Here is a 25017-nt window from a genome sequence, read left to right on the forward strand (position 1 = left end):
ACCCATGACCCTCGCCGCCCCCTTCGCAGCACCCGCGCCAGCGCACCCCATGGACCGCCTGCGCGGCCTCCAATCCACCGCCCGCGAACTCCCCGACACCCCGGTCGAAATCCGGGGCCAGCTTCCCCCGTGGCTGCTGGGCGGCAGCCTGCTGCTCAATGGCCCGGCGCTGTGGGACCTGCCGCATGGCAGCTATGGGCACTGGTTCGATGGCCTGGCCATGCTGCACCGGGTGCGGCTGATGGGCGGCGGGCAAGGCGGTGCGGGCGGGGCCAGTGCCAGCTACCGCAGCCGCTACCTGCAGACCGAGGATTTGCGCGAGAGCCTGGCGGCGCGCAAGCCGGCGCGCGCGGCCTTTGGCACGCCGGACCCGGCGGGCTTCTTCACGCGGCTGCGCCAGCTGCGCCACCCCAAGGTGACGGACAACGGGGCCGTGGTGATGGCGCGCATCGGCTCGCAGTGGGTGGCGCAGACCGAGACGCCGCTGCTCACCAGCTTCGACCCCGACACGCTGACCACCACGGGGCGCATCGTGTACGACGATGACGAGGTAATCCACGTGGCCTCGGCCCACGGCATGACCGATGCGCAGGGCTGCTACTGGAACGTGGGCCTGGAGATCGGGCCCAGGTGCACCTACAAGCTGTTCCGCATCGCCCCGGGCCGCCGCACGCGCGAGGTGCTGGCACGCTGGTCCGTGCGCCAGGCGGGTTACCTGCATGCGTTCGCCATGACGCCCACGCACGCCATCGTGTGGCAGCCGGCGATGCGGCTCAACGCGATCAAGCTGGCACTGTCGGGCAAGGGTTTCATCGACAGCTTTGCCTGGAATGCGGCCCTGGGCTCGCAGATCGATGCGGTCTCGCTCGCCGACGGCAGTGTGCGCAGCTGGGCCGTGCCGGCGATGACCGGCTTTCATGCGGTGCAGGCGTTTGATGAGGGCGAGGGCGGCACCCTGGTGCTGGACCTGTGCACCAACGACGGCCCCGAGATCTTTGCCGCGCTGCAGATGGAGCGCCTGCGCGCCGGCCAGCCGGTGGGCGTGCCGCACCGCGTGCAGCGCTACCGGCTGGAGCCCGGCCGCAGCGAGACGCAGCCCCAGACGCTGGTGCAGGGCGCCAGCGTGGAACTGCCCTCGGTGCATGGCGCCTACTGGGGCAAGCAGCGTTCGCGCCATGCCTGGTTCGCAGGCTTCGACCCCGATGGCCGGGCCCCCATGTTCGACCGCACGGTGAAGCTCGACCTCGACGCAGGCTGCATTGCCGGCACCTGGCAGCGCGAGGCCGCCGTGCAGATGGAGCCGCTGTTCGTGGAGCGCCCGGGCTCGACCGCCGAGGACGATGGCGTGCTGCTGGTGCCCACGCTGGCCGAGGGCGACGCGGGCACGGTGGTCGGCGTGATCGACCCGGCGCGCATGCAGTGCCTGGCCACGCTGCACCTGCCGCAGGTGGTGCCGTTCGGCTTTCACGCAGCGTGGAAGCCCGCGGCCGGGGCGGGTGTGCCCCGGTGACGGAGCGGCCGCGCATGGACCGCCTGGCCCCGCAGCTGCTGTGGATCGACTGCGGCGCCGCCGCGCTGGCGGGGGTGCTGGTCTTGCTGTTCACGCCCTGGCTGGCGGGGCTGTACGGGCTGCCGCAGGGGGTGCTGCAAGGCATTGGCGCCGTGAATCTGCTGTATGGCGCTTATTCTTTCTCGCTGGCGCTGCGCAGGCGCCGGCCACTGGCACTGATTGCGCTGCTGGTGGCGGCCAACGGGGCCTGGGCCGTGGCCTGCCTGGCCATGGCGCTGCGGTTTGCCGGAAGTGCCACGGGGTTCGGGCTGGTGCATCTGGTGGGCGAGGCTGTTTTTGTGGGCGGGCTGGCCGCCTGCGAGTGGCATTGGCGCGGGCGGCTGGCTGGGCCGAAGGAGGTTGTTGCACCATGAAACTGCTGGATGGACGCATTGCCGCGATGGTGCTCGGCCTGGCGCTGGCCCTGCCTTCGCTGGCCGGGGAGGACAGCGAGTCCCACGTCGGCCGCGCGGGTCTGTTCTTCGCCTGGCTGGCGCCCGATGATGGCGCTGTCGTCGTCCGCTCCGACGACGCGGCCCAGCTGCGCGACCTGGCCCGGCACTGCAATGCCGGCCGCGAGGTTTTTGCCCTGCAGGGCGGGGCGAAGTACCGGTGCCGGATCGAGGTGTCCAAGAGCTCCTCGGGCGCCGAGCAGTGGGATGCCGTCAGCGCCACGGTGCAGGGCGGGGCCGCCCGGTCGGACACCGAGACCCGGCAGTACCGGCTGTTCTCCACGCAAGCCCCGCACACCGCCCGCTGGACCACGCGCCGCATTGCGGCCACCGAGGTGCAGGCCCTCGAGGGTCTGCTGCGCTCGGGTGCGCGCCAGGGAGGCCCCGCGAAAAAGCCCGCGCAGCTGGCCGCCGCGACCGTGGTGCAGCGGCCGGGCGGCCAGGGCCTGGCCATTCTGGTCCCGGGCCAATGGGTCGAGGACCGCGATGCGCACTACCACGCGCGCAGGCACCATGTGTTCACGCAGGACCGCAGCGGTGGCCGCTATGCCTACCGGGGCGAGGTGCCGGCCCAACCGGCCAGCTTTGTCGATATCGATGGCGCGGACCTTCCGGGGCTGGTGGTCAGCGAGGGCTGCGACGGCTGGTGCATCTCGCTGTGGAGCCTTGCGGGCGGTGGGCTGCGGCAGGTGGGGCGGTTTGGCGGGCATTGATGGACGGCTTGCATGTCCTGCAAGCAGTGGGGCTATGCAGCCCGGGCCTGTGCACTACGATGGCCGCCACCGTGAACGGAGTGTTCCCATGCTCAGCTTTCTGACCGACATCGTCGTTGGCTTCTTCGAATTCGTGATGGACGTCGTTCTGTTTCGCCGGCAGCGCCGCCACCACGGCCGCAGGGAGCGCAGCTTGGCCGAGGACGCCGCCGACGTGGCGCACTTCGACTTCGTCACGCTGGTGCTCATATCCGCTGTGAGCGCGGGGCTCATGCTGGTGCTGGCCTTTGTCTTTGGCGTGCCCGTGGGCTGGAGCGTGGCCATCGGCATCGCAGTGGGCGTGGCCTGGGGGCTGTGGCGCTATTCGCAACTGCTGCAGCGCGGGTAGGGTCTCGCCGCCGCGCAGATCGGCGAAAATCGGTCCGACTGCACCTCTCTTTTCCCAAGCTTTTGTGGCGCCCATTTCCACCCAGGGGTTCATCCTCACCCGCCACTGGCGCGACACCCCGACAGGTACCGAGATCGAGTACTGGCTGGCGACCGATGGCGGCCCGCTCAAGGTGTTGCTGACGGCGCAGACCTCGGTGGCCTTTGTCGAGGCCCGGCACCGGGGCACGGTGGATGCACAGCTGCTGGCCCTGCCCGATGTGCAACTGCGCGAGCTGGGGCTCAAGACCTTCCAGCAGCAGCCCGTGCTGGGCGTCTATGCCAGACAGTTCAAGCAGCTGGGGCGGCTGGCGCGCTCGCTGCAGCAGCTGGGCATCCCGCTGCTGGAGGCCGATGTGCGCCCGCACGAGCGCTACCTGATGGAGCGCTTCATCACCGCCGGGGTGGTGGTGGAGGGCGGGCGGCTGGAGGACGGCGTGCGCCTGGACTGCAAGCTGCTGCCCGCGCCCGATTACCGCCCGGCGCTCAAGGTGGTGTCGCTGGACATCGAGACCAGCCAGCACCAGGACCTGTATTCGATCGCGCTCGACGGCCTTCCCGAGCGCGTGGTGTTCATGCTCGGCGAGGCGCCCGATGTGCCTGCCGAGACCCCCGGCTTTGCGCTCATCTATTGCCACACGCGCAAGGCCATGATCGAGCAGCTCAACGGCTGGTTCGTGCGCAACGACCCCGACGCCATCATCGGCTGGAACGTCATCCAGTTCGACCTGCACGTGCTGCAGAAGACGGCAGACGACTGCGCCACGCCCCTGCTGCTGGGGCGCGGCGCCAAGCCCATTGCCTGGCGCACGCACCCGGGCAAGCAGGGCTACCTGTTTGCGCCCATGCCGGGCCGGGTGGTCATCGATGGCATCGAGGCGCTCAGGGCGGCGGTGTGGAGCTTTCCGTCCTTCAGCCTGGAGAACGTGTCGCAGGAGCTCCTGGGCGAGGGCAAGGACATCGGCGACGAGTACGACAAGATGGCCGAGATCGAGCGGCGCTACCAGCACGACAAGCCCGCCCTGGCGCTGTACAACATCCGCGACTGCGAGCTGGTGCTGCGCATCTTCGACAAGGCCCGGCTGCTGCAGTTCGCGATGGAGCGCGCCCACACCACCGGCCTGCAGATGGACCATTTCGGCGGCTCCATCGCGGCCTTCAGCCACCACTACCTGCCGCGCATGCACCGCCAGGGCTATGTGGCGCCCAATGTGGGCGATGTGGAGGGCAAGTCATCGCCCGGCGGCTATGTGATGGATTCGAAGCCCGGCTTCTACGACTCGGTGGTGGTGCTCGACTACAAGAGCCTGTACCCCTCGATCATCCGCACCTTTCTGGTGGACCCGGTGGGCTTTGCCGAGGGCCAGCATGGCATCGGTGCCGCGGCGCCCATCCTGGGCCCGCTGGGCACGCGCTTCTCGCGCGAGCGGCACTGCCTGCCCGAGATCGTCACCACCCTCTGGCGCGCGCGCGACGAGGCCAAGCGCGCGAAGAACGAACCGCTGTCGCAGGCGCTCAAGCTGGTGATGAACTCCTTTGCCGGGGTGCTGGGGGCGTCGGAATGCCGTTTCTTCAATCCCCAGGTGATCTCGGCCATCACCCTGCGCGGCCACGCCATGGTGAAGGCGACGCGCGACTTCGTGGAGCAGCGCGGCTACCAGGCCATCTATGGCGACACGGACTCGATCTTCATCTGGCTCAAGCGCACCCATACCAACGAAGAGGCCCACGCCGTGGCGGCCGCCCTGGTGCACGACATCAACGCCTGGTGGACGCGCACCCTGCGCGAGGAGCAGGACCTGGAGAACCACCTCGAGATCGAGTTCGACACGCACTACAAGAAGTTCTTCATGCCCACCATCCGCGGCTCGGACGTGGGCAGCAAGAAGCGCTACGCCGGCCTGAGCGTAGACGCAGAGGGCCGCGAGGCCATGGTCTACCGCGGCCTGGAGATGGCCCGCAGCGACTGGACGCCGCTGGCGCGGCAGTTCCAGGAAGGGCTGCTGTCGCGCGTGTTCCAGGGCACGCCGTACCGCGACTTCGTGGCCGGATACGCAAGCGCCACGCTGGCTGGCGAGAAGGACGAGCTGCTCATCTACCGCAAGCGCCTGCGCCACCGCCTGGACGCCTACGTGGCCAATGTGCCACCCCAGGTGCGCGCGGCGCGCATGGCCGACGACTACAACCTGCGCATGGGCCGCCCCCCGCAGTACCAGACGGGCGGCTGGATCCGCTACGTGATGGCCCTGAACGGCCCCGAGCCGCTGGAAAGCCGCCAGTCGCCCATCGACTACGCGCACTACCTCGACAAGCAGCTGCAGCCGATTGCCGACGCCATCTTGCAGCCGCTGGGCGACAGCTTTGCAGCCTTGACCTCGTCGCAGCAGGAGCTGTTTTAGGGCCTGCGAACGCCAAATTCGCGACCCCGAAATTAGAGTTAGCAGGCCCTGGCCGCTCTGACCTATTGCGGCACCAGCCCGGCCGCCTTCACCAGCTCCGCATGCACCTTGATCTCCTGCGTGATCGCATCCTTGAGCTGCTGGCTGGTGCCGGGCGCCACCTCCATGCCGCTGGCGGCCAGCTTGGCCTTGGTGTCGGGGTCGGCCAGGGCGGCGTGTGCGGCGCGCTGCAGGCGGTCGATGACGGGCTGGGGCGTCTTGGCCGGGGCCAGCAGGCCGACCCAGGCAGAAAGATTCATCTCGGGTGCGCCGGCTTCGGCCATGGTCGGGGTCTGCGGCAGCGTGGTGGTGCGCTGCGATGCCATCAGGCCCAGGGCGTGCAGCTTGCCCGACTGGATGTGCGGCAGCGCCTCGGGCAGCACGGCGAATAGCATGTCCACTGTGCCGGCCAGGGCGTCGTTGATGGCCGGGGCGCCGCCCTTGTAGGGCACATGCAGCAGATCGGTTTTTGTGCGGGTGGTGAACATCAGCCCCGCCAGGTGCTGCGGGCTGCCGTCGCCTGAGGAGGCATAGGTCAGCTTGCCGGGCGCGGCCTTGGCCGCGGCCATCACGGCGGCGACAGTGGGGAATTTCTGCTTGTCCTTGACCTGGTCCAGTGAACCATGGAAATAGCACCCCCCTTCTCGCCCCGGCCCTTCGGGTGAGCGCCACACAGGCCGCAGGCGGCGTTGCCAATCCTCGCCAGGTGTGCAACCTGGCTGTGGTTGGCGCCTTGCCTGCGGCCTGTGTGGCGCTCACGGGGGGTGCTATTTCCATGGTTCACTGGACTCGCACCATGGGCTGGTTGACGAACTTGGTGACAGGCACGAAGTCGGCTTCAGGGTCGTAGGGCAGGGTCTTGAAGATGCTCTTGTTGGTGGTCAGGAACGAGGCCGGCGAGACCATGAGCGTGTAGCCGTCGGGTGCGGCGCGCGAGACCAGGGGCGTGCCGATCTGCCCGGAGGCGCCGGCCTTGTTGTCCACCACGAAGGGCTGGCCCAGCTCGGCCGCCATCTTCTGCGTGACCACGCGTGCAATCATGTCGGCGCTGCCGCCCGCGGGCAGGGCCACGATGACCTTGACGGGGCGGTCGGGGTAGGGTGTCGTGGCCTGGGCCCAGGCGGTGGTGGTGGCGGCCGGTGCGAGCAGTGCGCAGGCGAGGGTTGGAAGCAGGTGTCGGCGTAGCATCATGGTGCGGGTCTCCTTGGTGGATTCCATGCAAGTCCTGTGCCAATCAATGGTACGGGCAAACGGCTGTCCGCCTGTGTTCAGCAGTTGAACCCGATCGAAATTCCCCGGGTCATCAGCATCCATTGGCTTGCCGAATCCTGCATCCTCCACATCTCTTCGACAGAAACCATCGGAAGATAGTGTTCCAGTGCCTCATCCATGTCGGTGGCCAGCGCGCCTCCCGTCGCTCTGGCCATCAGGATGCGTCGCAATGCGACGCGCCAATGGCCCCGCGCCAGGCTGTTGCGCGCCATTTGCTGAAGCTGCTCCATGGTGGAGGATGGGCCCGATGGCGCGCCTTCCAACGCGGAAAGCACCTCGCATCCGTTGACCGCCACCCACCGTGTCTTCACCGGCCGTGTCGCGCTTGCGGGCTCCAGGGTGCATGGCTGGATCGCGTCGGATGCAGGTGGCTGTAGATGGCGCACAAGGGCCAAGATCGTCAGGCAGGCGACTGTGCAACGTCCAGCACGCCGCGGCGGATCTGGTCCTTCTCCAGCGACTCGAACAGCGCCTTGAAGTTGCCTTCGCCAAAGCCTTCGCGGTAGTTGCCCTTGCGCTCGATGAACTCGAAGAACACCGGGCCCAGCATGGGCTGCGAGAAGATCTGCAGCAAGAGGCGCGGCTGGCCGCCTTCGGTCGTGCCGTCCAGCAGAATGCCGCGGGCCTGCAGCTCGCCCACGGGCTGGCCGTGGCCGGGCAGGCGCTTGGCCAGGTTCTCGTAATAGATCTCGTTGGGCGCGGTCAACAGGGGAATGCCGGCCATCTGCAGCTGGTCGATCGATTCGAGCAGGTTGTCGGTCAGCAGGGCGATGTGCTGGATGCCTTCGCCGTTGAACTGCATCAAAAATTCTTCGATCTGGCCGCCGCCCTGGCGCGATTCCTCGTTCAGCGGGATGCGGATCAGGCCGTCGGGTGCCGTCATGGCCTTGGAGGTCAGGCCCGTGTACTCACCCGAGATGTCGAAGTAGCGGATCTCGCGGAAGTTGAACAGCTTGGTATAGAAGTCGGCCCAGTAGGCCATGCGGCCGCGGTACACGTTGTGCGTGAGATGGTCCACCACTTGGAAGCCATGGCCCTTGGGGTGCAGGTCCACGCCGGGCAGGAACTCGAAATCGATGTCGTAGATGGACTTGCCGTCTTCGAAACGGTCGATCAGGTACAGCGGCGCACCGCCGATGCCCTTGATCGCGGGCAGGCGCAGCTCCATCGGGCCGGTCGGGATCTCGATGGGCTGGGCGCCCAGCTCCAGGGCGCGCTTGTAGGCCTTGTGCGCATCGCGCACACGGAACGCCAGGCCGCAGGCCGAGGCACCATGCTCGCCCGCGAAGTAGGCCGCATTGCCCGGCTCGTTGTTCACGATGAAGTTGATGCCGCCCTGGCGGTACAGCAGCACGTTCTTGGAGCGGTGCTTGGCCACCAGGGTGAAACCCATCTTCTCGAACATCGGCTCCAGCACGCCGGGCTTGGGCGAGGCGAATTCCACGAACTCGAAGCCGCACAGGCCCATGGGGTTGAAAGAGTGGTCTTGGTGGGGATCGTGAGCGGACATGGCTTCTGGCGGGAGTGGTTGGTTGGGTCGCGGTTGGGTCACAGGGCGGGCAGCTGCTCGTGCGGGGTGTTGAAGACGCGGCCCGGGTTGAGAATGCCCTTGGGGTCCAGCAGGGACTTGAGCTTGCGCATGAGTTCGATCTCCGCCGCGCCCCTGCTGTGGTGCATGAAGTCGCGTTTCACGACGCCGATGCCGTGCTCTGCAGAAATGCTGCCCTCGAACGCACCGACGCAGCTGTAGACCAGTTCCTCGGCGTGCTCCAGGTCGGCGGGATCGGGGTAGGGGCCGCTGATGAGGTGCAGGTTGCCATCGCCCAGGTGCCCGAAGAACAGGTGCTGCTGCTGCGGGTAGGCGCTGCGCAGCGTTTCCTCCAGGCGCTGGACCATCTCGTCCATCCGCGTGATGGCAACGCTCACGTCAAAAGCCGCGCAGGGCTTGGCCAGGGCCAGCAGCTCGCTCACACCTTCGCGGATGCTCCAGAGTTCTTCCTGTTGCGCGCCAGTCTGGGCGAGCACGGCGTCGGCCACGAATGCTTCTTCGATGGCTTTTTCGAGGAAGGCTTCCATCGCCTGGTCTGCATTGGCACCGTCGCCCGAAACCGACTCCACGAGAACGTACACGGGGTAGGGGTCTGCAAGAGGAGCGCTCTTGCCATGGGCACGGAGGCTCGCGTCAAAGTAGCTGTTCCACATCACCTCGAACGCACTCAGCCCCTGCAGCGATGCCTTGGCATGGCGCAGCAGACCCAGCGCAGCGTCGAAGTCGGGCACACCGCACAGCGCCGTGCACTGCTGGTTCTGCCGCGGCACCAAAGCCAGGGACAGGCGTGTGATCACGCCCAGGGTGCCTTCGCTGCCGATGAACAGGTGCTTGAGATCGAACCCGGCGTTGTTCTTGATCACGCGGTCGAGCATGGTGAGCACATTGCCGTCGGGCATCACCACCTCCAGGCCGAGGACGAGGTTGCGCATCATGCCGTAGCGCAGCACGCGGCTGCCGCCGGCATTGGTGGCGGCATTGCCGCCCAGCTGGCACGAGCCGCGGGCGCCCAGATCGAGCGGGAACGCCCATCCCAGCTCCACGCAATGCTGCTGCAGCCGCTCCAGCGTGACACCGGCCTGGACGATGGCCGTTCCCGCCACGGCATCCACATCCTCGATGCGGTCCAGGCGCGCGAGCGAGAGGGCGATTTCGCCCTCCATGGGGTTCGCCCCGCCGGCCAGGCCGGTCAGGCCTCCTTGCACCGCCACCGGGCAACCGTGCTCGTGGCAGATGCGCAGTGCAACAGCCACTTCCGCGGTGTCCCGCGGAAGAAGCAGTGCCTGCGGCTGTGCCGCCTGAGCGCCGCTCCAGTCCTGGGTCTGCCGCAGTTGCAGGCGCTCGCCCGTGAGCACGGAGGATGGACCGAGTGCCTCGGTCAGGCGGTCAATGAGGCCTTGTGGGTTCATGATTCAGCGGTGAAGCCAATGGATTTGACGATGGGACCCCAGCGGTCGTGGTCCGCCTTCAAGCGCGCCGCAAGCTCTGCCGGGGTGGAGGACTCGGCTTTCAGGCCCATGGCGGCCAGGCCTTCCACGATCTCGGGGCTGGCGAGCGCTGGGCGCAGTGCCGCACTGGCGCGCTGGACCACCTCGGCGGACGCGCCCGCTGGCATGAAGAGACCGAACCATTCGGAAAACGCCATGTCCTTGAGACCTTGCTCGGTGAAGGTCGGGACGTTGCCCACGAACTGGTTGCGGGCGGCGCCGCTGGTTGCGAGGATGCGGCACTTGCCGCCGGCCAGGTGGGGCAGGAAGTCACCGATGGGGCCGGACACCGCAGGCAGTTGGCCGCCGATCATGTCCAGGATGGCAGGTTGCGTGCCACGGTAGGGGATGTGCGTGAGTTCGATACCGCCTTGCCTGCCCAGCAGTACCCCGATGAAATGCGGAACCGAGCCGGCCGCAGGCGAGCCGAACGCGACGTTGTTGCTCGACTTGGCCCAGGCCAGGTACTGGGGCACGGTGGTCACGGAAGCCGGCACGGCCGGCCCCACCGCAAAGCCGAAATCGAACACACAGCCGATGGAGACGGGCGTGAGGTCCTTGAGCGGCTCGTAGGGCAGCTTCTTGTAGATGTGGGGGTAGATGCCCAGCATGGACATCGGCGTTTGCAGAATCGAGGTGCCGTCAGCGGCCAGGCTCTTCATCGCCTGGATGGCAATCTGGCCGCCCGCACCGGTGCGGTTCTCGACGATCACCGAGCGCGCGTAGCCGCCGGTCATGCGCGATGCCAGGCGGCGGCACAGGGTGTCCGAGGTACCCCCCGCGGCGAAGCCGGTGATGAGGCGGGCCATGTCCAGTTGCGGGCCTTGGGCGAAGAGCCTGGTGGCGGGCAACGCAGCTGCTGCGGCAGCACCCGCGGTCTTGAGGAAGTTGCGGCGTGGCATCAAGGAGCGTACGCTCCCTGCATTGGATATCGACATCATTGTCTCCGTGGTAGTTTTCGAAAAACCGGCTTGAACGAGTCACAGCGGCAGCGGATTCTGAGAGAGATTGGCGAAGAGAATCGCCACATTTTCTGAACCACTTTTCAGGTCACCTTAAAACCCAAGGCATGCACTTCACCTTCCGACAAGCCGAGGCATTTCTGGCGGTTGCCGACACCGGCAGCTTCACGCGCGCAGCAGAATTGCTGCACCTTTCCCCGTCCGCCGTGAGCCAGCTGGTGACGGAGCTGGAGGGGGCGCTCGGGTACACGGTGCTCGATCGCAATACGCGCAAGGTCGTGCTGTCTGCAGCAGGCCGGGCCCTGATTCCGGCAGTGGAAGCGCTGAGCCGGCAGTTCGCACTCACCAAGACCGCAGCGCTCGACATCCGCGATCAGGCGGCGGGGGTGGTGCGGGTCGCAGCACCATTGGTCGTGGCGAGCGTGATGCTGCCCAGGCTGATGGCGGACTATGCGAAGAAGCGGCCCAAGGTGGTCATGCGCCTCATCGACTGCCCTGTCGAAGCGCTGGTCGATCGCGTCGCGACGCGCGATGTCGATCTGGCCATCGGCCCGGACCGCCCGGTGGGGCCGGAGGTGGAGCGCGTCGTGCTGTATCCCAGCCCCTGGGTGGTCTGGTGTGCTCCCCAGCACCCGTTTGCGCGCAAGAAATCGCTCACGTGGAACGATCTGGCTTCCGCGCGCCTGGTGGCGGCGGGGCGGGACCATGAGATCCATCTGAGCACCATTTTTCGCCAACTGCCGTCGCCGCTGCGCGTTGCGCCTTCGCAGGTGGTGGACAACGTTTCCAGTGCCTTGGGCCTGGCCGCCGCGGGCCTGTGCTACACGATCACTCCCGCCTACGTCCAGGCATTGGCATTGCCGCTGGGTCTGGTGATGCGGGAGATCACCGACCCGACGGTGCAACGCGAGATGTCCTTGTTCAGGCCCGCGGACCGCACCCTGTCGCCCGCTGCCGCCGGCTTTGGTGCGCACGTCATCGCAGCCTTGTCAGGGCCTGCGCGGTAAGCGCATGCGATGCCCATGCCTGGCACAGAGCGGCCAGGTCGGCACGCTCCGATGGCCCTTGGCCGGTAGCGCGTTGCGATGTTCCAACATCCATGGCATCCACGGCGCAGCGCTCTGCGATGCGTTCGCGACGTGCGTGGCGCCACCGGCCCTGCGGACGGCCCCCGATCCTTCAGGAAACCTGAAAAGTGATTTAGCAAATGTCGTTTGGTGGCTGGCGGGAGCCGGCCTAAATTCCGGATCGACGGACGACCATTCAACGAGCAGGTCGTCCGCTCGCTCAGTGCGCTCGTACAACGACAAGGCTCCCCATGAAGACAACCCTTGCCGCGGCTGCGGCAGCCACGGCCCTCGTGGCCTGTGGCGGCGGATCGGACACGGACTCCGCCACACCATCCGGCCAATTTCAAAGCCGCTCCGCAGCGCAGTTGCAGGCATTGACGCCGGCTGAGCGCCAGGTCGCCAAGTCCTTCGCGTCCAGCGACGGCACGCAGGTTCCCTACCTGGAGTACCTGCCGTCGGACTATGCCACCAGCGGTACCAAGACCTACCCTCTGCTGATGTTCCTGCACGGCGGAAGCGGCGCGGGCAAGAGCAACGGTTCCGAGATCTCCAAGCTGCTGGGTTACCCCATTCCGGCCATGATCGCGGCCAACAACGAGATGTGTTTTGCCGACCAGGCAGGCGTCTCGCAGTGCTTCATCGTGGTGTCGCCGCAAAGCCCCCGCACGACCGGCGTGTGGAACCTGAACGATGCAGGGGGCATGCTGCTGCGGGCGCAAAAGTCTTACCGTGTCGACCCTTCACGGATCTATGTCACCGGCGTGTCGATGGGCGGCGGCGGCACCTGGACGCTGCTTGCAAGCTCCTACACCGAGAACGGCCAATCCGTTCGCTGGGCCAGCAAGATCGCCGCGGCCATGCCCATCGCCACGGGTGCGAAGTCCAGCACGTACAACACGGGCATCTGCGCGGGCATCGTCGGCAACAGCACCCCGGTATGGGCGTTCCACAACAGTGGCGACCCGATTGCGGCCCTGGCCAACGAGCGTGGCTGGGTGGACAAGGTGAACCTGGCGACGTCCGCCGACGGATACACCTGCGCCCAGCCAGGCAACCCGGCGGCCCGCCTGACCATCTACCAGGGCAACACCCACGAGGGCTGGACGACCACCTACAACGTCAACACCCTGATCACGCCGGGCATGAACGCCTTTCAGTGGTTGTTGTCGAACAAGAAACCATAACAAACCAGGCTACACGCTGGTGCAACTGCAAGGGGATCGGGATGAGTACACACAATGGACTGCGCTGCAAGGCGCTGGCGGTAGCGTGCGCCTTGCTGGCAGGTTGCGGAGGCTCGGGAAGCACCGACTCGCAAAACGTGTCGGTCAATTCAGGCGGCACGGGCTCCAGGGCCACCGTCAGCGCCTACAGCGTTGCAGGCGCGCCGGTGGACCCCACCATGACGGTCGCTGCGGAGAGGCAGGACGAAAAGCTGGTCGCGCTGCCTGCCGGCACGGCGGTTGACGCAAACGGTCTCCCCGTCTCGATGCCCGAGCGATCTGCGGTCCGCTTTCTGAATCAGGCCACATTCGGCGCAACGCCGTCAGACATTGCCAGTGTGAGCAGCCGCTGGAGAGATGGCTGGATTCAGGAGCAGATGGTCATGCCGATCACGCAGACCAACTGGGACCGTGTGCGTGCGCTGCAAACCGCCTGGTTCAACGCGCAGCCCAATCCCGCGTCGGTCTCTCCGATCGGTCTGCCCTACGAGTTGCTCGACGCCGCGTTGTGGCAGTCCTTCATCGCCAGCCCCGACCAGTTGCGCAAGCGTGTGGCTTACGTGCTGTCGCAGCTTATGGTGGTGTCGATGGAGGGCCTTGCCGGCAACGGCTACCAGAACCCCTTGCTTGCGGCAGCGTACTTCGATGTGCTGGAACGGAACGCGTTCGGCAACTTCCGCAGCCTGCTCAAGGACATCGCGCTCAGCCCGGCAATGGGCATGTACCTGTCGCACCGTGGCAATCAGAAGGCGCAGTACGACGCAGACGGCGTGACGGTACTGCGCCAACCCGACGAGAACTTCGCGCGGGAGGTCATGCAGCTGTTTTCCATCGGCCTGGTGCAGCTCAACGTGGACGGCACCCGAAAACTGGGACCCAACGGCAAGGAGATCGAAACCTATTCGACCGACGACGTGATGGGCCTGGCCCGCGTCTTCACGGGCTGGAACTGGCAGTTCGATACCCGGGACGGTTCGGGCAGGCAGGCCGGCAATCCTGGCGCTACGTCGGTGGACGGCGCATCGCGCGGCATCAACTCGGTGTTTTGCGAGTGCTACCGCAATGCGATGGTGATGGTCGATGCAGACCACTCGCCAGAGGCCAAGACGTTCCTGGGCACGACCCTGGCCGCGGGCACCAAGGGCGAGGCGTCGCTGGAGGCGGCCATCGACGTGCTGTTCAACCACCCGAACGTGGGGCCCTTCATCGGCCGCCAGTTGATCCAGCGTTTGGTGACCAGCAACCCCAGCCCCGCCTACGTGGCGCGGGTGGCACAGCGCTTCAACAACAACGGCGCTGGTGTGCGCGGCGACATGAAGGCGGTCATCGACCAGGTGCTGCGCGACCCCGAGGCGCGCTCGCCGCTGAACATCACCGCCCCGTCGGCCACCGCGGGCAAGGTGCGTGAGCCCGTGCTCCGCATGACCGGACTGGCACGCCTGCTGGGGTTGAACCAGGAGGCCCTGGCCTGGAACGCCACCAGGACGATGAACATGAGCGACCCTGCCACCCAGCTGGGCCAGAGTCCCTTGCGCTCACCGTCGGTCTTCAACTGCTACCGCCCCGGGTACGTGGCACCGAACTCCAAGGCGGCGGAGCTGGGGCTGGTGGCACCCGAGCTGCAGATCGCGACGGAGACCTCGGTGCCTGGTGCGCTCAACTACCTGCAGGCCTTCATGGCGGGTGGGGCTCCCAAGACGTCGGGCTCCGTCGCCATCGATTTCACCCCCTGGCTCGGCCTTGCCGCGAAGGCGGACGCGGCCGAGCTGGTATCGGATCTCAACCTGAAGCTGGCCAACGGGGCGCTGTCGGGCACCACGCAGGCCGCGATTGCCGCCGCGCTGGGCGGATCCTCTGCGAATGGCGCGTCCGCACAGAGAGCACGCGTTCGCGCCGCCATGCTGATGGTGACCTCGGCCCCTGAATACCTGATCCAAAAGTAAGAGCGCAACATGACTGCTACTGTTTCTCGACGCGAGTTCCTGCTGCGCAGCAGCGTGCTGGGCAGCTCCGGCATCACCGCGGCGCCCTGGGCCATGACCCTGGGAGGCCTGGCGGCGAGCGCGTCCGCCAATGCTGCAGCGGACGACTACAAGGCGCTCGTGTGCGTCTTTCTTGCCGGCGGCAATGATTGCCACAACACCGTGATTCCGCTGGACGGCGCGAACTACGCAAGCTACGCGAAGCTGCGCAGCGGCCTGGCCATTCCCCAATCCAGCATCACGGCGACGGAACTCACGCCGAACAATCCCTGGACCAACGGGCGTCGGATGTCGCTGAGTCCCAGCCTGGCGCCGATGAAAGGCTTGTTCGACAGCGGCAAGATGGCTCTGGTCATGAACGTGGGACCGCTGGTGGGGCCACTGACCCTGGCGCAGTACAGGCAAGGCATCGGGGTGCCGCCCAAGCTGTTCTCGCACAACGACCAGCAGTCGACATGGCAAGCGGGGGGCACGGAAGGCGTGACGACCGGCTGGGGCGGCCGCATGGCCGATCTGCTCCTGGCGGGGAACGGCGCCAATGGCGCGATGCTGACCAGCATCTCGGCGACGGGGAATGCCGTCTTCATGTCGGGCAAGTCCGTCTCGCAGTACCAGATCAGCCCGACTGCGGGTGGCGCCGTGAAGGTCTTGCCGTCCAATGGTGCGGGAGCGGGCCTGGATGCCCAGGTCATCGCGGCCGTCAATGGCATGCTGGTCCGCCCAAGTGGGCATGCGCTGGAGGAGAGTCATGCGGCCATCGCCAGGCGCTCCATCGCAACCGAGGGGGTGGTGACCCAGGCGCTGAGCGGGGTGGGCGACAAGGCCCTTGTGGCGGGCAACAGCCTGTCCGCGCAGCTCAACCTGGTGGCGCGCATGATTGCCGCCCGCGGAGCGCTCGGGGTGAAGCGCCAGGTGTTCTTTGTGTCGTTCGGGACCTTCGACCTGCACGCCATGACCAACGACAAGCAACCCGGCCTGCACAAGACGCTGGCGGATGCGCTCAAGGCCTTCTACGACGCGACGGTGGCCATGGGCGTGGCTGAGAGCGTCACCACCTTCACCGCATCGGATTTCGGTCGCACACTCTCCAGCAATGGCGACGGATCGGACCATGGCTGGGGCGGCCACCACTTCGTTGTCGGCGGTGCCGTCAAGCCAAGGACCTGGGTCGGGCAGTTGCCGGACGTGACCGTGGGAGGCCAGCACGACGTAGGCCAGGGGCGGCTTCTTCCCAACGTGAGTGTCGACCAATACGGTGCCACGTTGGCGAAGTGGATGGGGGTTTCGAGCAGCGACATGGGCACCGTGTTTCCCAGCATCCGATCCTATACGGCGACAGATTTGGGATTTTTGTCTTAACCCGCGCTGAGGTAGCGCCGAACCTGTCTTGCCGAGGCGTTGAGACTTTACGACGGGTTCGGTGGATCATTTTCTTGGGTGCATGCAGAGAGCGGCAGGCAAGGGTTGTTGCAAAAAAGGGCTTCCCCGATCCGGTGCCTGGGCTACAGAATGGCCCAGGGGGAGGATCTGCCACCATGACCACCAAGCACATGCATGAGCGCGTGCCGTTGCTGCAAGGGGCCCGGGCGCGCATCGCCGCCGGGCTTGCGGGCCTGTGCATCGTGCTGGGCATGGCATGGCTGGCGCCGCTGTACCTGCGGCTGGAGCAAGGGCTGCGTGCGTCGGCCCAGCAGTCCGTCAATGTGCTGGCCGACGATGTGGCACGCCAGCTGGTCGAGGACCTGACCAGCCGCCAGCGCGAGATGGTGCTGATGTCGGAGATGGTGTGCTCGCACGCAGCCCCCGACGGGCGGGTGCTGCGCAAGGCCATGGACGGCCTGCGCGGCCAGCAGGCCGAGTACGCCTGGATCGGCCTGACCGATGCCCAGGGCCGCGTGGTGGCGGCGCTCGACGGCTTGCTGGAGGGCGCCGATGTCTCCAAGCGCCCTTGGTTCGCGGCCGGCCTGCGCGGCGGCTTCGTGGGCGATCCGCACGATGCGGTGCTGCTGGCGCGCTACCTGGCACCCCGGCCCAATGGCGAGCCCCTGCGCTTTCTGGACGTGGCGGCCCCGCTGCGCGATGACAAGGGCGCCGTTACCGGGGTGATGGCCGGGCACCTGCACTGGGACTGGGTGCACCGCATCATCACCGAGACGGTGACCCGGCACCGGGGCGACCGGCCGGTGGAGGTCTTTGTCGCCAACCGCAAGGGCGACTGGCTGCTGGACCTGGACAGCCCGCAAAAGCTGCCCACGGTGCCCTTGCAGGCGCTGCGTGCCGAGTCCGGCTACGTGGTGGCCGTGCAGAAGCTGGCCACGGCCCCGCCAGCCGACAACCTGGGCTGGACGGTCGTGGTGCGCGAGCCCCATGCCCAGGCCCATGCCCCGTTGCACCAGATGCGCCGGCTGCTGCTGGTCTTTGCCGCGCTGCTGGCAGGCCTGGTGGCGCTGCTGGCCTGGTGGGTGGTGGGCCGTGCGGCATCGCCACGCGCTTTGGTGGGCGCCGCACCGATGGCTCCGGCATGGTCCGGTGCTGAACTGGACCGCATGGCCCAGACCGACCGGCTCACGGGCTTGCCGAACCGGGGCAAGCTGCTGGTGCACCTGCAGCAGGCCCTTGCGCGGGCACAGACCGGCAGTGCCGGCGCCGCGCTGCTGCTGGTCGATCTGGACAACTTCGGCCAGCTCAACCAGGACCGGGGGCAGGAGGCGGGGGACCAGGTCCTCATCCTCCAGGCGGCGCGGCTGCGCCGCCTGGAGGGCATGGGCGCCGTGGTGGCCCGCGCCGGTGGCGACAAGTTCCTGCTGCTGACCGAAGAGCTGGACCCCTCGCCCGCCACGGGCCGCGAACGCGCCCAGGTGGTGGCCGAGGCCGCACTGGCCGCGCTGCGCGAGCCCTGCATGCTGCAGGGCGGGGCCTGCATCGTGCATGCTTCCATCGGCATCGCCTTGCTGGGCGATGGCTCGGCCACGGTGGACGGGCTGCTGCAAAGCGCCGAGCGGGCCATGCGCCAGGCCAAGCAGCAAGGCAAGGACCGTGCCGTGCTCGCTACGTAGAAAGAGAAAGGCGCTCAGGGCTGCTTCAGCACGGCGTCGATCTCCAGTTCCACCCACACCCCGTCGGGCAGGCTGGCCACGCCCACGGCGCTGCGTGCCGGCAGCGCATGCTGCGGAAAGGCGATGGCCAGCACCTCGGAGGCCGCATCGAGCACGCGCGGGTGCGCGCCAAAGCCGGCGCCTGAGCGCACAAAGCCACGCAGGCGCACCACGTGCTGCACCTGGGCCAGCCCGCCGCCACCACAGGCCGTGCGCAGCGCCGCCAGGGCGTTGAGCATGGCCACGCGCGCGGCGTGGCGCGCGGGCTCCAGGTCGGCGTCGGCCTCGCAGAGGCCCGCAAGCGGTTTGCCGTCGATGCGGCTGGTCTGGCCGCTCACGGCCACCCAGCGCTGGCCCGGCGCCGCATCGTGCACATGGCAGGGCGCGTAGCTGCCGCGCGGCTGGGGCGCGGGTGGCAGCGGCAGGCCGGCGGCGGCCAGGCGCTGCTCGGGTGAGGTCGAGGCGCCGGGGCTCATGCCATGCCCTCCACCACCTCGCCGCTGAGCCAGCAGCCCACGACCGAGCCCTTGGCATCGAAGCGCGGGCGCACGGCGATGGCCGAGGGGCTGCCCATGGCGTCACCCTGGCGCACGGTGCACACCACGGGGGCTGCTGCGCTGCCCGTGGCAATGGTGCCGGCCGCAGCCAGGTGCCCCCACAGGGCGGCGGCGGCGATGCCGGTGGCGGCATCCTCGGGGTAGCCGGATTTGCGCGGGAACTGGCGCGCAAACACGGTGGGTTCTGCGCCTGCTGCACCTTGCTGCAATGCATAGGGGTACAGGCCGGTGGAGCCAATGGCCTCGCAGGTGGCTTCCATGGCCGCGAAGTCGGGTGCCAGGGCATGCAGTGCGGCCGCATCGGGCAGGGGCACCAGGGTCTTCACACGGCTGGTGGCGGCATTGGTCATGGGGGCGCTGTCGGCCAGCCCCAGGGTGCGGGCCACCAGGCTGGCGTCCGTGGGGGACAGCATCTCTTCGCGCACGGCGGGCTGGGAGATCCATACGCGCTGGTGCGCTGCGTCCCACTCCACGTCCACCAGGCCGCTCAGGGTCTGCACGCAGGCCGTGGGCGTGGTCCACACGCCCCAGCGGCGCAGCGCCCACAGCGTGCCCACGGTGGCGTGGCCGCACATCTCCATCTCGTGGTGGGGCACGAAAAAGCGCAGGCGCCAGTCGGCACCGGGCACTTCGGCCGGCAGCACAAAGGCCGATTCATGCCCGTGGGTGCGCGCCACCTCCTGCATCTGCGCAGCATCCATTCCGCGCGCATCGGCCACCAGCGGCACGGGGTTGCCGCCGCCGGGCCCGTTGACGAACACATTGATCAAGACCACCTGGCCGGCGGCGGGCCGCGTTTTGGGGAAGGGGGCGAAATCAGTCAACGCGCGCTCCTACGGCTTTGGCGATGCGTCCCCAGTAGGCGGTATCGCGCACCACGGCGGCTTGCAGCGCACCGGGCGTGCCGGGCGCTGCATTCACGCCCAGGGCGGCCAGCTCGGCGGACACGGCGCGGTCGGCCAGCACGGTGTTGAGCGCGTGGTTGAAGCGCTCCACCACGGCCTTGGGCGTTTGCGCGGGGAAGACGATGCCGTACCACAGCGATTGGTCGAACCCCGGCAAGCCCTGTTGCTGGAAGGTGGGAACGCCCGTGAGCAGCGCGTTGGGCGCGGTGGTGGCCACCGCGTGGACGCGCCCGGCACGGATGTAGGGCGCCAGGCCGGCAGGGTTGTCGAACATCAGCTGCACCTGGCCTGCGATCAGGTCGGTGTACGCCGGTGCGGCGCCGCGGTAGGGCACGTGCACCAGCGCCGTGCCTGCCACGCCTTTGAACTGCTCGCCCAGCAGGTGCGAGACCGTGCCCGCACCCACCGAGGCAAAACTGAAGCCCTCGGGCCTGGCCTTGAGCGCGGCCAGCAAGGCCCGGGTGTCGGGCTTGCCCAGGGTGCCCGTGGTGGCCAGCACATACGGCGAGGTGCCGATGAAGCCGGCGTAGCTGAAGTCCTTGGCGGGGTCGAACGGCAGCTTGGGGTACACGCTCACGCTGACCGCGTGGGTGCTGGTGGTGGCCACGCCGGCGGTGTAGCCGTCGGCCGCGGCGCGCGCCACGGCGGCCGAGCCCACGGTGCCGCCGGCACCGGCGCGGTTGTCGATCACCAGGGGTTGGCCCAGCTCCTTTTGCAGCCGGGGTTGCAGGGCGCGGGCCACCAGGTCGGTGCCGCCGCCGGCCGGGAAGGGCACGACCAGGGTGATGGGCTTGGCGGGCCAAGCCGGCGCCTGCGCGAGCACCGAGGTGCAGGCGCTGGCCAGGGCGAGCAGGGCAGCCCTGCGAAGGTGGGAAACAGGGGGCGAGGCGGGCATGGGGAACTCCATCACGAAGGAGCTTCCATGCTAGGAATCGGCAAGGAATCCGGACAACCAGGATGCGACAGGCCGCGATCCCAAACACGACACTGGCGACATGCGCCGCAGAAAAATCAGTGCGCTACCGACTTCAACAGCCGCGTGAGGTGCCCGCTGGTCGCAAACCCCAGCTGCAGGCTCACCTGCGCCAGCGGCAGGCCCGTGGCCAGCAGCTGGCGTGCGTGGGCGGCCAGCATGTGCCGGCGCAGGGCCACGGGGCTTTGGCCCCATTCCTCCTGGCAGGCGCGCTGCAATTGGCGGGTGGAGGTGCCCAGCTCGCAGGCGATGGCATCGATGCTGGGCAGGGGCTCGTTCCAGTCCAGTGCCTGGGCGAAGCGCGCCGCCATCTGCCGCGCGGGTGATGGGGGGCGCGCCGGCTGCAGCGGCTGGGCGCGTGCGATCTGGCGCACCACGGCCAGCACCAGGGGCTCGGCAGCGCGTGGGTCGAGGGCCGGGGCCAGCAGCGCATCCAGCATGGACAGCGCCGCCGCATCGAGCCGGATGGCGCCGTGCCCGGTGAGGGCGCGCGCGATCTCGGGTGCCAGGTACAGCTCGCCATGCTCCTGCTGCTGCGTGGCCGACTGGGTGCGGTGGGCGGTGGCCACGGGCAGCAGGATGGCCTGGCTGCGTGCCAGGCGCATCTGCTCGCCTGGTACCACCCCCACGCCCTCGGGCCGCCAGGCGCTGTGCAGCGCCCCCTTGCGCGGCCACAGCAGCATGGCGCAGTCGTGCACATGCCAGTCGAACTCGTAGTGCGGCTGCCGGCTGTGGCGCAGCGCAAAGCCCTGGGCCGCCAGCTGGGGCAGCTTGGGCGAGAGCTGGGGCGGGTGCGGGGCGGCGGGGCTGGTCATGTTGGCAAAACCTTTGCAGGGATCGTGCCAGATGCGCCAGCCGCGCGCAATCTCAGGCGCTGACCGTCTGCGGCTGCCCCAGCGACCTGAGGATGTCCCTCACCATCTGGGCGCGGTCTTTGGGGTCCTTGAGCTCGCGCTCGATGCGCAGCTTTTCGTTGCCTGCCAGCTTGATGTGCTTGTTCTTCTGGATCAGCTCGATGATGCGCATCGGGTCGATGGGCGGCTGGGGCTTGAAGGTGATGTTGATGACGCCCGGGGCGGCATCGACCTTCACCACGCCATAAGGCTGGCTCAGCACGCGCAGGCGGTGCACGTCGATCAGGGTCTGGGCCTGGGGCGGCAGCTTGCCGAAGCGGTCCACGATCTCTTCGAGCAGGCCGTCGATCTGGTCGGGGTTCTTGGCCGTGGCCAGCTTCTTGTAGAACGACAGGCGCAGGTGCACGTCGCCGCAGTAGTCGTCGGGCAGCAGGGCGGGGGCGTGCAGGTTGATGTCGGTGGTGACCGACAGGGGCGAGAGCAGGTCCGGCTCCTTGCCGGCCTTGAGCGCCTTGACGGCCTCGCTCAGCATTTCGTTGTAGAGCTGGAAGCCCACCTCCAGCATGTTGCCGCTCTGGTTCTCGCCCAGCACCTCGCCGGCGCCGCGGATCTCCAGGTCGTGCATGGCCAGGTAGAAGCCGCTGCCCAGTTCTTCCATCTGCTGGATGGCGTCCAGGCGCTGGGCGGCCTGCTTGGTCAGGCCCTCGGTATCGGGCACCATGAGGTAGGCATACGCCTGGTGGTGGCTGCGGCCCACGCGGCCGCGCAACTGGTGCAGCTGCGCCAGGCCGAACTTGTCGGCGCGGCTCATGATGATGGTGTTGGCCGTGGGCACGTCGATGCCGGTCTCGATGATGGTCGAGCACAAGAGGATGTTGAAGCGCTGGGCCACGAAGTCGCGCATCACGCGTTCGAGCTCGCGCTCGGGCATCTGGCCGTGGGCCACGGCGATGCGCGCCTCGGGCAGGATCTCTTCGAGCTTCTGGCGGCGGTTCTCGATGGTCTCCACCTCGTTGTGCAGGAAGTAGACCTGCCCGCCGCGCTTGAGTTCACGCAGCACCGCTTCGCGGATCACGCCCGTGCCCTCGTTGCGCACAAAGGTCTTGATCGCCAGGCGCCGCTGCGGTGCGGTGGCGATGACCGACAGGTCGCGCAGGCCTTCGAGCGCCATGCCCAGCGTGCGCGGGATGGGCGTGGCTGTGAGGGTGAGCACGTCCACCTCGGCGCGCAGGGCCTTCATCTGCTCCTTGTGGCGCACGCCGAAGCGGTGCTCCTCGTCGATGATGAGCAGGCCCAGGTTGTGGAACTTGGTGGATTCGGAAAGCAGCTTGTGCGTGCCCACCACGATGTCCACCGTGCCGTCGCCGATGCCCTTGATGGCCGCGGTGATCTCCTTGCCCGAGCGAAAGCGCGAGACCTCGGCCACCTTCACGGGCCATTTGCTGAAGCGGTCCACCAGGGTCTGGTAGTGCTGCTCGGCCAGCAGCGTGGTGGGCGCGAGAAAGGCGACCTGCTTGCCGCCCGTGACGGCCACGAAGGCCGCGCGCAGGGCGACCTCGGTCTTGCCGAAGCCCACGTCGCCGCAGACCAGGCGGTCCATGGGGCGGGGGCTGATCATGTCCTGGATCACCGCGTGGATGGCGGCGTTCTGGTCGGCCGTTTCGTCAAAGCCGAAGTCGTTGGCAAAGGTCTCGTAGTCCTGCGGGCTGTAGCGGAAGGCATGGCCTTCGCGCGCGGCGCGGCGGGCGTAGATGTTGAGCAGCTCGGCCGCGCTGTCGCGCACCTGCTCGGCGGCCTTGCGCTTGGCCTTTTCCCACTGGCCGCTGCCGAGCTTGTGCAGCGGCGCCTCGTCGGCGCTCACGCCGGTGTAGCGGCTGATCAGCTGCAGCTGGCTCACGGGCACATACAGCACGGCCTTGTCGGCGTATTCCAGGTGCAAGAACTCCTGCATGGCGGGCGTGCCGTCGGGGTTCTTGTTGCCCACGTCCATGTTGACCAGGCCGCGGTAGCGGCCGATGCCATGCGCGCTGTGCACCACCGGGTCGCCCACGTTGAGTTCGGCCAGGTCCTTGATCAGCGCCTCGACATCGCTCACCTGCTCCTGCTTCTTGCGCCGGCGCGTGGTGGGGCCGGCGGCAAACAGCTCGGTCTCGGTGACGAAGTCAATGCCGTCCTCGATCCAGCTGAAGCCCACGGTGAGGCCGGCGGTGGCAATGCCCACCTTTTCGTCGGCCGTGCCCTGGAACTCGGCCAGCGAGTCGAAGGCCGGCGGGTTCACCCCGCTGGCGCGCAGAAAGTCGAGCAGGCTCTCGCGCCGGCCATCGCTCTCAGCCAGCAGCAGCACGCGGTGCTGGGTGTTGCGGATGTGGGCGTGCAGGCGGGCCAGCGGGTCCTCGGCACCGCGCACCACCGACAGGTCGCCGAGCTTGTGGAAATGGGGGTTGTCGTCCACGTCCTCCACGCCGGGGCGGATGGACAGCTGGGCATGCTCCTTGGCGCGCGTGTAGAACTGGTCGGCCGAGAGGAACAGCGACTCGGGCGGCAGGGCCGGGCGTTCGGGGTCGCCCTGCACCAGGCGGAAACGGTCCTTCGTGTCCTGCCAGAAGCGCTGGAAGGCGGGCTCCAGGTCGCCGTGCAGCACCACGGTGGCCTCGCCGCCCAGGTAGTCGAACACGGTGGCCGTGTCGTCGAAGAACAGCGGCAGGTAGTACTCGATGCCGGCGGTGGCCACGCCGTTGCCCATGTCCTTGTAGATGCGGCTCTTGGTGGGGTCGCCCTCGAGCATCTCGCGCCAGCGGCTGCGGAACTTGGCGCGCGCCTCGTCGTCCATGGGGAACTCGCGGCCGGGCAAGAGGCGCACCTCGGGCACGGGGTACAGGCTGCGCTGGCTGTCGGGGTCGAAAGTGCGGATGCTGTCGATCTCGTTGTCGAACAGGTCCACGCGGTAGGGCACCAGCGAGCCCATGGGGAACAGGTCGATCAGCCCGCCGCGCACCGCGTACTCGCCCGGGCTCACCACCTGCGAGACATGGCTGTAGCCAGCCAGCGTGAGCTGGGCCTTGAACTTCGCCTCGTCAAGCTTTTGCTTGACCTTGAAGTGGAAGGTATAGCCTGCCAGAAACGATGGCGGCGCCAGCCGGTACAGCGCCGTGGTGGCGGGCACCAGCACCACGTCGGCGCCGGTGTCCTTGTCCTTCTGGCTGATGCGCCACAGCGTGGCCAGGCGCTCGCTGATCAGGTCCTGGTGTGGGGAGAAGGTGTCGTAGGGCAGCGTCTCCCAGTCGGGGAACAGCGCGCAGCGCAGGTTGGGCGCAAAGAACGCCATCTCCTCGATGAGGCGCTGCGCATCGGTGGCGTCGGCCGTGACGATGGCGGTGGTGCGGCCTGCCGCCTTGTCACGCTCGGCCAGGCGGGCCAGCAGCAGCGAATCGGCGCTGCCCACGGGGCGGGGCAGGGTGAAGCGTTTTCCAGGGGAGAGTTTGGGCAGTTCCATGCGGACGGAGTCGGTCG

Annotated in this window: 21 protein-coding genes; 10 read left to right on the forward strand and 11 right to left on the reverse strand. The window is 67.9% G+C overall.

Annotation, left to right across the window (positions count from 1 at the left end):
* Positions 1-4: 4 nt before the first annotated feature.
* From HNP48_RS32630 to HNP48_RS32650, 5 genes are all read left to right on the forward strand, one after another.
* Complete coding sequence (locus tag HNP48_RS32630; RefSeq protein WP_184865291.1) at positions 5-1510, forward strand: carotenoid oxygenase family protein; 1506 nt, start codon at positions 5-7, stop codon at positions 1508-1510.
* Positions 1511-1524: 14 nt separating this feature from the next.
* The gene (locus HNP48_RS32635; protein ID WP_184865293.1) at positions 1525-1923 is read left to right on the forward strand and encodes a hypothetical protein; all 399 of its coding nucleotides are present in this window, start codon (positions 1525-1527) and stop codon (positions 1921-1923) included.
* Positions 1920-2714: a hypothetical protein gene (locus HNP48_RS32640; protein ID WP_184865296.1), complete on the forward strand. Its 795-nt coding sequence runs from the start codon at positions 1920-1922 to the stop codon at positions 2712-2714. Before HNP48_RS32635 ends, HNP48_RS32640 begins: the two co-directional genes overlap by 4 nt.
* Before the next feature lie 88 nt (positions 2715-2802).
* The gene (locus HNP48_RS32645; RefSeq protein WP_184865298.1) at positions 2803-3102 is read left to right on the forward strand and encodes a hypothetical protein; all 300 of its coding nucleotides are present in this window, start codon (positions 2803-2805) and stop codon (positions 3100-3102) included.
* A 64-nt stretch (positions 3103-3166) separates the two neighbouring features.
* A complete protein-coding gene (locus tag HNP48_RS32650; protein WP_311773883.1) occupies positions 3167-5539 on the forward strand; it encodes a DNA polymerase II in 2373 nt (790 codons plus the stop codon).
* Between the two features lie 62 nt (positions 5540-5601).
* Here the strand turns inward: HNP48_RS32650 and HNP48_RS32655 are convergent, their stop codons facing one another.
* The 6 genes from HNP48_RS32655 to HNP48_RS32680 form a co-directional block, all read right to left on the reverse strand.
* A complete protein-coding gene (locus HNP48_RS32655) occupies positions 5602-6150 on the reverse strand; it encodes a tripartite tricarboxylate transporter substrate-binding protein (protein ID WP_409362595.1) in 549 nt (182 codons plus the stop codon).
* Between the two features lie 208 nt (positions 6151-6358).
* Entirely contained in the window at positions 6359-6769 is a 411-nt protein-coding gene (locus tag HNP48_RS32660) for a tripartite tricarboxylate transporter substrate binding protein (RefSeq protein ID WP_260420469.1), read from the reverse strand.
* A 77-nt stretch (positions 6770-6846) separates the two neighbouring features.
* A complete protein-coding gene (locus HNP48_RS32665) occupies positions 6847-7080 on the reverse strand; it encodes a hypothetical protein (RefSeq protein WP_184865299.1) in 234 nt (77 codons plus the stop codon).
* 170 nt (positions 7081-7250) lie between these two features.
* Entirely contained in the window at positions 7251-8360 is a 1110-nt protein-coding gene (gene hppD / locus HNP48_RS32670; RefSeq protein ID WP_184865301.1) for a 4-hydroxyphenylpyruvate dioxygenase, read from the reverse strand.
* 38 nt (positions 8361-8398) lie between these two features.
* Positions 8399-9808 (reverse strand): FAD-binding oxidoreductase, encoded by a 1410-nt coding sequence (locus tag HNP48_RS32675; RefSeq protein WP_184865303.1) that lies wholly within the window; start codon positions 9806-9808, stop codon positions 8399-8401.
* Positions 9805-10788, reverse strand: a complete 984-nt coding sequence (locus tag HNP48_RS32680; protein WP_260420470.1) for a Bug family tripartite tricarboxylate transporter substrate binding protein — start codon at positions 10786-10788, stop codon at positions 9805-9807. The genes HNP48_RS32675 and HNP48_RS32680 overlap by 4 nt, the downstream gene beginning before the upstream one ends.
* 167 nt (positions 10789-10955) lie before the next feature.
* On the opposite strand from HNP48_RS32680, the gene HNP48_RS32685 reads away from it, so the two are divergent.
* The 5 genes from HNP48_RS32685 to HNP48_RS32705 all read left to right on the forward strand — a co-directional run bounded on the left by HNP48_RS32685 (position 10956) and on the right by HNP48_RS32705 (position 18179).
* The gene (locus HNP48_RS32685; RefSeq protein ID WP_184865307.1) at positions 10956-11855 is read left to right on the forward strand and encodes a LysR family transcriptional regulator; all 900 of its coding nucleotides are present in this window, start codon (positions 10956-10958) and stop codon (positions 11853-11855) included.
* A 311-nt stretch (positions 11856-12166) separates the two neighbouring features.
* Positions 12167-13102 (forward strand): hypothetical protein, encoded by a 936-nt coding sequence (locus HNP48_RS32690; protein WP_184865309.1) that lies wholly within the window; start codon positions 12167-12169, stop codon positions 13100-13102.
* Between the two features lie 218 nt (positions 13103-13320).
* A complete protein-coding gene (locus tag HNP48_RS32695; protein ID WP_221480434.1) occupies positions 13321-15084 on the forward strand; it encodes a DUF1800 family protein in 1764 nt (587 codons plus the stop codon).
* 9 nt (positions 15085-15093) lie between these two features.
* The gene (locus tag HNP48_RS32700) at positions 15094-16482 is read left to right on the forward strand and encodes a DUF1501 domain-containing protein (RefSeq protein WP_184865314.1); all 1389 of its coding nucleotides are present in this window, start codon (positions 15094-15096) and stop codon (positions 16480-16482) included.
* A 176-nt stretch (positions 16483-16658) separates the two neighbouring features.
* Positions 16659-18179 (forward strand): sensor domain-containing diguanylate cyclase, encoded by a 1521-nt coding sequence (locus HNP48_RS32705; protein WP_184865316.1) that lies wholly within the window; start codon positions 16659-16661, stop codon positions 18177-18179.
* A 14-nt stretch (positions 18180-18193) separates the two neighbouring features.
* Here the strand turns inward: HNP48_RS32705 and HNP48_RS32710 are convergent, their stop codons facing one another.
* From HNP48_RS32710 to mfd, 5 genes are all read right to left on the reverse strand, one after another.
* Positions 18194-18694, reverse strand: coding sequence for a RidA family protein (locus HNP48_RS32710; RefSeq protein WP_184865318.1), 501 nt, complete (start codon positions 18692-18694; stop codon positions 18194-18196).
* Positions 18691-19599 carry a PhzF family phenazine biosynthesis protein gene (locus HNP48_RS32715; RefSeq protein ID WP_184865320.1) on the reverse strand — a complete coding sequence of 303 codons (909 nt, stop codon included), beginning with the start codon at positions 19597-19599 and terminating at the stop codon, positions 18691-18693. Before HNP48_RS32715 ends, HNP48_RS32710 begins: the two co-directional genes overlap by 4 nt.
* Positions 19592-20575 carry a tripartite tricarboxylate transporter substrate binding protein gene (locus HNP48_RS32720; RefSeq protein WP_184865322.1) on the reverse strand — a complete coding sequence of 328 codons (984 nt, stop codon included), beginning with the start codon at positions 20573-20575 and terminating at the stop codon, positions 19592-19594. Before HNP48_RS32720 ends, HNP48_RS32715 begins: the two co-directional genes overlap by 8 nt.
* A 116-nt stretch (positions 20576-20691) precedes the next feature.
* Positions 20692-21468 (reverse strand): helix-turn-helix domain-containing protein, encoded by a 777-nt coding sequence (locus tag HNP48_RS32725; protein WP_184865324.1) that lies wholly within the window; start codon positions 21466-21468, stop codon positions 20692-20694.
* A 52-nt stretch (positions 21469-21520) separates the two neighbouring features.
* Positions 21521-25000, reverse strand: a complete 3480-nt coding sequence (mfd, locus tag HNP48_RS32730) for a transcription-repair coupling factor (protein ID WP_184865326.1) — start codon at positions 24998-25000, stop codon at positions 21521-21523.
* Positions 25001-25017 lie beyond the last annotated feature (17 nt).

This window comes from Acidovorax soli (assembly GCF_014207955.1).
Classification (GTDB): Bacteria; Pseudomonadota; Gammaproteobacteria; order Burkholderiales; family Burkholderiaceae_C; genus Acidovorax; species Acidovorax soli_A.